This is a genomic window from Candidatus Amarolinea aalborgensis, assembly GCF_900491745.1.
GTDB classification, from domain to species: Bacteria; Chloroflexota; Anaerolineae; order SSC4; family Amarolineaceae; genus Amarolinea; species Amarolinea aalborgensis.
Genome location: NZ_UETR01000035.1, coordinates 25064 through 32951, shown reverse-complemented (window position 1 = coordinate 32951; position 7888 = coordinate 25064). Strand labels below are relative to the sequence as shown.

Genomic DNA, 7888 nt, shown 5'->3' with positions numbered 1-7888 from the left:
TCAGGTCAAATAGGCCATATGAGCCTACATTGCAGAGGCGCGTCGCGAGGCAGAGACTATGGGAGTGGGATCCCCACCCGACGAGCGATGGTTGTGGCCAGAACTGAAAAATCCTGATAGCACATTTGAACGGCTGCGGCGTGCGCTCCGATGGCGCCGTCCGCTGGCCGGAGATGAAACATCGGCTTGCGCGCCTCCATCTACTTTTGAGCCTGTCTTTGACGCACCGGCACCGGTCAGGTACAATACAGGCGAGAAATGGGAGGGTCATCCGATGATACTCGAACAAGTCGCCACTCGCCTCAATACGACGCCGGCCCAACTCGAACGAGATAGCCTGCGGCTCTATCTGGAACGCAAGCTACGACTCGTTGAGAGTGAGCTATTCACGCTGGCCCACCGCTACGGCGTGCGAACCGTTGCCGAACTGGATCAGGCTGTCCAGGTGGGCCGTTTCCACGAACCCGAAGCCTTCGAAGACTACTTCCGGTTCGATTACCTGGAAGACCAGCGCCATGTCCTCCTGGACATGGTGGGGCAGCTATGATCGTGACGTTTTCCGAACTGCGCCGCATCGCTGAACTGGAGTACGGCGATCTGGTGGTAGACAGCCAACCGCTCAGCGAGAAACTACGCTTATTCCTGAGCGATGGCAGCATGGTGGACATCTGGCTTTCGCGCACCTTGCCGGATCGGTTCGGCCTTCATTGGGAGCGCCGGCACCTGGACAACACCTTTTACCGCTACGATAACTTCCCCAATACCGCCTGGCGCAACGTGTCTACCTACCCCCGCCACTTCCACAACGGCTCGCAGAATGACGTCGAGGCCGCGCCCTTCAGCGCCGATCTCCTGACCGGCTTCCGCCAGTTCATGGATTTCGTGCGAACACGCTTCACCCTGCCCTGAATGGGAGCTACCGTCTCTCCCTCAACTCGCGCCGTGCGCAGCGCATCGTCGGTCAATCTGTAGAGCCTGTAGACCGCCTGGTCAATCAATCGGTCGAACCCCGCGCGAACGTTCAGACTTCCCCATACCGGTACTTCGTGCTCTCTTCGATGATCTTGACCTCGGTCGGGGTCAGGTCGAACAGGTCATACACCCGGCGGTTGAGCTGCGTCTCCAGCCGCACGATCTCGGCCGTGCGCTGCGCGTGCTCGCCGCGGCAAACGGTCAGCCACTTGCCCTCAGCCCGCCGCCCGTGAAACCGGCATGCGCGGCGGCGCAGTGCGCCACAGCAGCGCGACCTCATCCGGCGTCAGGCCGTACGCCGTGTTGACCAATTCCGCCAGCCGGCTCTCAAGCCGCACGCTCTCGGCGGCCCCGGCGCGCGGCGGCGGCACATACTGTCGGTAGACACGCGTAAGCTCGCCTACGGCCGCAGGGCTGAGGCGAGACTCCCCCTTCGGACGGCGAGCGCGCACCTGCTGGATGAAGGATGCTTCGTCTGATTCAGCGAACGCTTCCAATACCTGGCCCGGCGTCGTCACGCCGAACTCGGCTGCCAGCCACGCCAGCACTTCACTCATCGCTGCCTGGTTCTGTTGCTTCAGAATTATGAGCCGTTGGACCGCCGGTTCAATCTCAGCGCGTATCGGGTCATTCGGCTGTGCGATAGGCAACGACTCGGTAAAGGAATAGATCAGGCGGAGGACTTCGTCCTTGCCGTGCATGGCGTTACGCCACATGTAGGCCCACATCAAGGGCGAATTGACAACCGCCAACAGATAAAGATCGCTGGTCGGCCAGACATAAGCTGTGTTGACCAGGAAAACCGGCTTGTCGGAGTACGCAAACTGCGCTCGCCAGGCAATATCGGTATGGATGATCTTGGGACGCTCGAACGCTGAGTAGTAGTCGCACGACCGTAACTCCCACCAGAAGCGTCCTTGATCCTGCCGCTTGCGCAGCGCGTCTTCGTGCGGTTTCAAGTAAGCGTATAGAGAAGGAAACGTGCGAGCAAAGACAGTCTCCGCCGATTCGCCTGACCTGCTCCAGGGCCACTCGTAGTTCTCGCTCGATTTGAGCAGAATCATCCAGAGGTTGGCCCATTCAGGATGCCAGCGTTTGATATCTTGCCCGCGCAGGTAGGGCACGATCATTTTATCGCCGATCAGATCAGCCGCGATCAGCCGATCACGCGTTGGCGTATCAATTAAGAAGATCTCATTCAGGCCAGTCAGAATACCGCGATACGGTTTGCCGCCGATGAATTCAAGCAGCGGTACACCAGCGCGCCGTATTTTCATCATCAACGCGTCCACTTCTGGCGGCTCCAGGCTCCACGGCGCGGCGCTGAATCGGCTGGTCGGTACGCGATGGCTGTGACGGGCCACGTAGGCGATCAGATCGCTGCGGCCTAGCTCTTCACGCGGGAACGCGCACACCTCCGTCTCGGCGGGTGCGGCCGGCCCGATATCGGGCTTGCGCAGCACCGCGATACACGGGAAGGTATCGGCGTCGGGGAAGATCGGCGCGTGGCCGAAGTCAACAATCCGCTCCACCACGGTTTGCCCGGCAAGGTACCGCCGCAGCGGTTCGCCATAACCGGCGCGCAGCCACTTGTTGCTGACGATATAGGCCAGCCGTCCGCCGCGGCGCAGCATCTCGCCGCCGCGGTGGTAAAAGTAGACATACAGGTCAGCCGCTGCGTCGTACACCGGCGCATGGGCCGCCGCCAAGTACCGCTTGGTCGCGCTCACCTGCTCCTGCCGCACGTACGGCGGGTTGCCGATCATGGCGTCGAAGCCGCCGTCCGCGGCCCAGTCGCGGCCGGCCAGGTCAATGAAGACTTCGGGAAATTCCAAATCCCAGTGGAAGAAGCGCTGACGCTCCCACAACTCGCGGGCGCGAGCGATGGCCCCCTGGTACCGCTCGCCTACCACGATCTCCCCGCGCAGCGCCGGCAGGACATCGCCGCTGTGCATGGTCATGAACTCGACGGCCGGGTGCTGACCCTTCGTCTTTCGTCCTTCGTCGAACCACTGGCTGACCCACAGATCGAGCGCCTGTTTGTACGGGAGCAGCTGGCGCTGGAACGCGGCGTACGCCTCGGCGCTCTGCTGCACATCGGCGAGCGTGGCATCGGCGCGCTCGGCGACCTCGATCATCACCGCGGTCAGGTCGAGCAGGCCGGCGAACGGTCCCTGGAACAACGCGAACTGGCCCGCGTCCGTCACGCGCATGGCGCGTTCCACCGTGCGCACGTCCGCGCCGATCACCGAGTTGCCCCAACGCAGGTGATGATCCAGGAAGCTGAGCGGCGCGCCGACCGTGAAGGTGTGCAGCCACAGGCTCAGCTTCGCCAGCTCCACGGCCAATGGGTTGAGGTCCACGCCGTAGATGCAGCGCTTCATGACCAGCCGGGTCAGCAGCGCGGTGTCATCCAGTCGCGCCGCCGCGATCGTGATGCCCTGGCGCGCCATTTCCTCCAGGATCTCCCGCCGCATGCGCTCGATCAGCCGCTGCACGGGGTTCCAGTCCCAGGGCGCATCGGGATGGGTGTCGTGGTAAACCTGCATGCGCCGGATGATGCCGTCGGTCAGGTGATCCACCGTGTTGACCAGGAAATGGCCGCTGCCCATCGCGCTGTCGCAGACTTTGATCCCGAGAAACGCTTCGGCCGCGGCGCGTTCGGCGTCCGCCAGCCCGGCCTGCAGGCGCTGATTGGCCCCTTTGTCCAGCGCCTGGCGCAGGTTACGGCGCAGCGTCGCGAGGCGGTCCATGGCCGCGGCGAAGCGCGCCGCGCGCTCATCCAGGATCGGGTCGAGGGTCTGGCTGACGATGTACTCGACAATGAAGTCGGGCGTGTAGAACGAGCCGGTCAGCTTGCGCTCGCCCTTGTCGTTGACGAGCGAGACCTCACCCCTGCCTCCCCTCTCCTCTCCCGTAATCGGGAGAGGAGAGGGGGTTGGGGGTGAGGTGAGGACCAGCTTGTTCTCCAGCAGCCCTTCGTAGATCGTCCCCAGGTTGCGCACGCTGAGGTAGGCGTAGTCCACCGGTTCGCCCGCGTCGCGCACCATGATGTCCACCGCGCGCGCGATCACGCGGTCGCTCAGCTTGTGGCGTTCCAGGAACTGATTCTCGGCCGTGGCGGCGTGGAACAGCCCACCGTCGTAGCGCGGCAGGCCCAGGCTGGGGTCGCCGCGGTCAATGCGCCGGAAGAGGGCCAGCAGCGCTTCATAGCGCGGCGTGGCGAAGGTCGCGTCGCTCAACGGCAGGCCGCGGTCAGCCCGCTCAGCCGCCCATTCCGCCAGACTGGTCAGACTCTGCTCGCGGTAAGTGGGGCTGCGCATGGGCAGCAGGTCGCGCGCCTCGGCGTAGAGCACGAATAACAGCTTGTAGAGCAGGCTCAGCCCGGCCGCGTAGATCTGCCGCAGGCTCTCGTCGGTCTCCTCGCGGATGCCCATCTGTTCGCGCCGGTACGCAACGAAGCCGTTGGCGATCTCCGGCATCACCTCGTCGAAGACCAGTTCCTTCAGCTTGTCGCTGACGCGCCTGGCGTACGTAGCCGAGCCTTCGCGCACCTGCTGCAAAAACGAGCGGCCGCGGGCGTCCGGCAGGAAGGCGTCGCGGCGGAAGATGAGCCACCAGCGCTTGAAGTCGGCCAGGACCTCACCCCTCACCCCGGCCTGCGGCCACCCCTCTCCCCTCTCCTGAGCGTAGTGCAGCTCAGGAGAGGGGAGAGGGGCCAGGGGAGTGGGGTGAGGCATGGCGTCGAAGATCAGCCCCAGATCCACCTCGTAGAACTCGCTGGCGGTGCTGCTGACCTCCCGGCTGTAGAGGCGCCAGGTGCGGCCGTTGGTGAGGATGCCCCAGGGGCAGCGCGTGCCCACCAGGTAGCTGACCATCTGATGGCTGGGGTTGCTCCCGGCCTTCCAGGTGTTGCGGCCTGAACTGTCCTGCTGGCTGAGCGGCCGGCCCCAATACTTGGCCTCCGCGATCGCCGTGGCGCGGCCGTAGAAGGCATCGTCCGTTCGTTGGTGCGGGTAAGCCTCGTCGGCCAGGACCTGGCTGGCGAAAAGGGCGTAGTCGGGCCGCGTCAGGCTGCCGCCGCGGCGCTGCGCCTTCACCTGGACGATGTAGCTCCACCCCAGCGCGTCCAACACCGGCTTGACGAACTCCTGCTCGGTCTGCGCCTCGTTCCACGTCCCGCCCAACGCGCGTGCGCGCGCCCACAATGCACGCACCGTCTCAAAGACCGGCAGAGAATCCGCGGCCCATTCGGCGTGCTCCGGCAGGCGCGTGTGGAGGTAGTGTAAGGAGAAGAGCGACTTGGCCGTAGGCAGCCGGGGCAGGCTGTCCGCTGCGGTTAGTGGTGTGCTGGCGGAGTCCGTCATGGAGATCAACTTCGCTTTCACTGCTTGATCGCGTCTATTATACCGGTATGACTCCGTTCGTGCAACAACCTGTTGCAGCGACTTGCAGTCGCCCGATACGTCTCCATATCGTGGACGGCAGAAACTAGACAGCGAAATGGCCGGAATTAAGGTGCCATGGGGGCCATTCCCCTGTCTTGACAAACCCGTCCACCTTCATCGTATCCGGCTGCAGGAATCGCCCCAGCGCCGGATCGTAGTATCTCGCATTGTAAAAATACAACCCGCCCGCCGCATTGTCCAGCACCTGCCCAGTGAAGCGCCGCTGCGTCGGCGTCGCGCCGAAGCTGTAGCGATTCTGGCCTCACGGCTTGTAGCGCAGCTCCGCGATGCGCGCGCCGGTCTCGTTGGCCGTCACCGCGGTGCTGCCCAGGCGATCGGTCGCCAGCCAGCGCACCGCGCCATTGACTCGCAGCGCCACCCGCTGACCGCCCGCCTGGTAGTACTTTGTGATCGTCGTGCTGCCCCCGCTGGTCATCTGCTCGTAGATGGCTCCACGTTCACCGTCGTGCTGCTGCCAATCACCGCCTTCACCCGGCCGCCGTCGCCGTCGTACGTATAGCTGGCCGTGACGCCCCCGCCGCTAATGCCGGTCAGGCGGTTCTCGGCATCGTAGGTCAGGGTGTACACCACGCCGCCAATCGCGCGCCCGGTCATGTTGCCGTTGCAGTCATACCGAATTGTACACCAAATTCGGCCACAAAAGTGGCTCAACCTTCATTGACACAGTCTGGTCGGCATTGCCACAGTTGGGTACGGCGGAGTGATTATTTCAGATCGATTGACATTGAAAACGTCTTTGGTCATGCTTAATCGTTATGCGTTAGCTCCGACCCATTTTCACCCTCTCGATGATGCCGCGTTTCTTTCATACGCCGATTGATATGCTTGCGAAGAACATATAATGGGCCAAGGCATACAAGACCTAACGCCGCAAGCCACGCTCCATGGATCTCGATAGGTACAACCCGATTTTTCGCCACGAACATGACAAGCAGAATTGTACCCGCCCCTACGATCCCGAACATAAAAGCGGCGGAGAAAAACATTTCGGTAACGATGCCCCACCAGAACAAGGTTTGGTGTCGGCTTTGCATATTGTGCGCATCCGATACAGCAGAGTCATCCATATCTTGGTTGTTCGTCTTCATGTAGCACCTACTTCCACAGGTCGAAGGATTCATCTGACGGAGGTGGATAGCAGGTGTTATCAGCGCCAATGAAAGTTCGCTTATCCGCCAGGTTGACTTGCATGTCGTATTGCAAAACGACCGCACCATTAGCGAAACCAAATGCCGATCCTAACGCGATTCCCAACATGCAAGGTGGCCCACAAATCGCGCTAGTGCCTAATTTGGCCGATAACAAATTCAATAGCCGAGGCGCCGCATACGTCCCTACCCAAGGCAAACCGCTGCCAGCATCAAGTTTGGCGTATGCACCGGAAAACCCGAAGGTCACTTTCCGGTTATACCCAGAATAGTGTGGGCCTTGCGCATCATAACGGTACAATGGCTGCTCCCAGGTCTGGTACCTTGGTGAAGAAGGGTCTACAGGGTGAGCCGTAACGGACGTTTGTGCATTCAGTTTATCGGTCGTTCCCTGAACGTTCGTGAGGCGATACGGCCCATAGCCTTGATATTCGTACAACTCATGCTGGCCTGAAAAGCCAAAGGTGTTGCCGACATGAACAAATGTCCCAGATGTGAGAGAGGTGGTCGGTGCGAAAAGCACATCGTCGTAATCGGCCAACTCCAGCATCTGCCAGAACACCTGGTCAGAGTGCCAGGCGTCCCAGTATGATTGCCATTGGTCGCCATACTGAGCGCGCAAGTATGCCTCGATCTCGTCTTCGCTGAACATCCCCGTAGGGTCTGTGAACCTGAGAGCGTTATTGTCCGCATAGCTGTACCGATTCAAGCTCTGCGGATTCCCCGGCTGCGGCACGATCGTGTCCGCGCTGATGAACCGCCCCAGCGCCGGGTCGTAGTATCTCGCATTGTAAAAATACAGCCCGCCGGCCACACTGTCCAGCACCTGCCCGGTGAACCTCCGCGGCGACTTCGGCGAGACTTCGGCGTGAGCTCAGTCGAACGCTCAGTCGAGCCGTCGGCGTCGCGCCGAAGCTGTAGCGGCTCTCGCCCCAGGGTTTGTAGCGCAGCTCCGCGATGCGCGCGCCGGTTGCGCCGTCCGCCGTCAACGCCGTGCTGCCCAGGTGATCGGTCGCCAGCCAGCGCACCACCCCGTTGACACGCACCGCAATGCGCTGGCCGCCCGTGACATTGGTTTTCACTAAGTCGAACCTATCAATTTGTCCCAGCCCTCATTAACACAGTGGGCTACGGTGTTAAGTCGAGCAGGTTCAAAGGAACCCACCCTTCAAGAGAGTCTGACGATTTGACAAAGGCCCAGAATTCTTGGTCGGTGTCTGACCAGGCAGAGTCCCAAATGATAACTTCTTTGTAGCATGGCAGAACCCCCAACAGCTTACCTCTGTCACCCATGTATGC

At 61.8% G+C, this 7888-nt stretch carries 7 protein-coding genes and 2 pseudogenes; 2 read left to right on the top strand and 7 right to left on the bottom strand.

The features are described 5' to 3' along the window. The first annotated feature begins 274 nt into the window (after positions 1-274). Positions 275-547 (top strand): hypothetical protein, encoded by a 273-nt coding sequence (locus ACPQ6D_RS20690; protein WP_423226248.1) that lies wholly within the window; start codon positions 275-277, stop codon positions 545-547. Beyond that, entirely contained in the window at positions 544-909 is a 366-nt protein-coding gene (locus tag ACPQ6D_RS20685; protein WP_423226247.1) for a toxin-antitoxin system TumE family protein, read from the top strand. The genes ACPQ6D_RS20690 and ACPQ6D_RS20685 overlap by 4 nt, the downstream gene beginning before the upstream one ends. A gap of 278 nt (positions 910-1187) precedes the next feature. On the opposite strand, the gene ACPQ6D_RS20680 is transcribed toward ACPQ6D_RS20685, so the two are convergent. The 7 genes and pseudogenes from ACPQ6D_RS20680 to ACPQ6D_RS20650 form a co-directional block, all read right to left on the bottom strand. Then, positions 1188-5339 (bottom strand): Eco57I restriction-modification methylase domain-containing protein, encoded by a 4152-nt coding sequence (locus ACPQ6D_RS20680; RefSeq protein WP_423226246.1) that lies wholly within the window; start codon positions 5337-5339, stop codon positions 1188-1190. A 124-nt stretch (positions 5340-5463) separates the two neighbouring features. After that, positions 5464-5643, bottom strand: a pseudogene (locus ACPQ6D_RS20675) (RHS repeat-associated core domain-containing protein); the annotation flags it as partial. Positions 5644-5682: 39 nt separating this feature from the next. Next, on the bottom strand, positions 5683-5856 hold the full coding sequence (locus ACPQ6D_RS20670) for a hypothetical protein (protein WP_423225701.1): 174 nt from the start codon (positions 5854-5856) through the stop codon (positions 5683-5685). Next, positions 5853-6035, bottom strand: coding sequence for a hypothetical protein (locus tag ACPQ6D_RS20665; protein WP_423225702.1), 183 nt, complete (start codon positions 6033-6035; stop codon positions 5853-5855). Before ACPQ6D_RS20665 ends, ACPQ6D_RS20670 begins: the two co-directional genes overlap by 4 nt. Before the next feature lie 152 nt (positions 6036-6187). Continuing rightward, positions 6188-6529 carry a hypothetical protein gene (locus ACPQ6D_RS20660; RefSeq protein WP_423225703.1) on the bottom strand — a complete coding sequence of 114 codons (342 nt, stop codon included), beginning with the start codon at positions 6527-6529 and terminating at the stop codon, positions 6188-6190. A gap of 7 nt (positions 6530-6536) precedes the next feature. Then, the gene (locus ACPQ6D_RS20655; RefSeq protein ID WP_423226249.1) at positions 6537-7241 is read right to left on the bottom strand and encodes a hypothetical protein; all 705 of its coding nucleotides are present in this window, start codon (positions 7239-7241) and stop codon (positions 6537-6539) included. Between the two features lie 57 nt (positions 7242-7298). Then, positions 7299-7403, bottom strand: a pseudogene (locus tag ACPQ6D_RS20650) (RHS repeat-associated core domain-containing protein); the annotation flags it as partial. Positions 7404-7888 lie beyond the last annotated feature (485 nt).

Bases quoted from the DNA above. Each gene is read 5' to 3' on its own strand.
- ACPQ6D_RS20685 (WP_423226247.1), top strand. From the start codon at position 544: ATGATCGTGACGTTTTCCGAACTGCGCCGCATCGCTGAACTGGAGTAC.
- ACPQ6D_RS20655 (WP_423226249.1), bottom strand. From the start codon at position 7,241: ATGTTCAGCGAAGACGAGATCGAGGCATACTTGCGCGCTCAGTATGGC.
- ACPQ6D_RS20680 (WP_423226246.1), bottom strand. From the start codon at position 5,339: ATGACGGACTCCGCCAGCACACCACTAACCGCAGCGGACAGCCTGCCC.
- ACPQ6D_RS20690 (WP_423226248.1), top strand. From the start codon at position 275: ATGATACTCGAACAAGTCGCCACTCGCCTCAATACGACGCCGGCCCAA.
- ACPQ6D_RS20665 (WP_423225702.1), bottom strand. From the start codon at position 6,035: ATGACCGGGCGCGCGATTGGCGGCGTGGTGTACACCCTGACCTACGAT.
- ACPQ6D_RS20670 (WP_423225701.1), bottom strand. From the start codon at position 5,856: ATGACCAGCGGGGGCAGCACGACGATCACAAAGTACTACCAGGCGGGC.
- ACPQ6D_RS20660 (WP_423225703.1), bottom strand. From the start codon at position 6,529: ATGAAGACGAACAACCAAGATATGGATGACTCTGCTGTATCGGATGCG.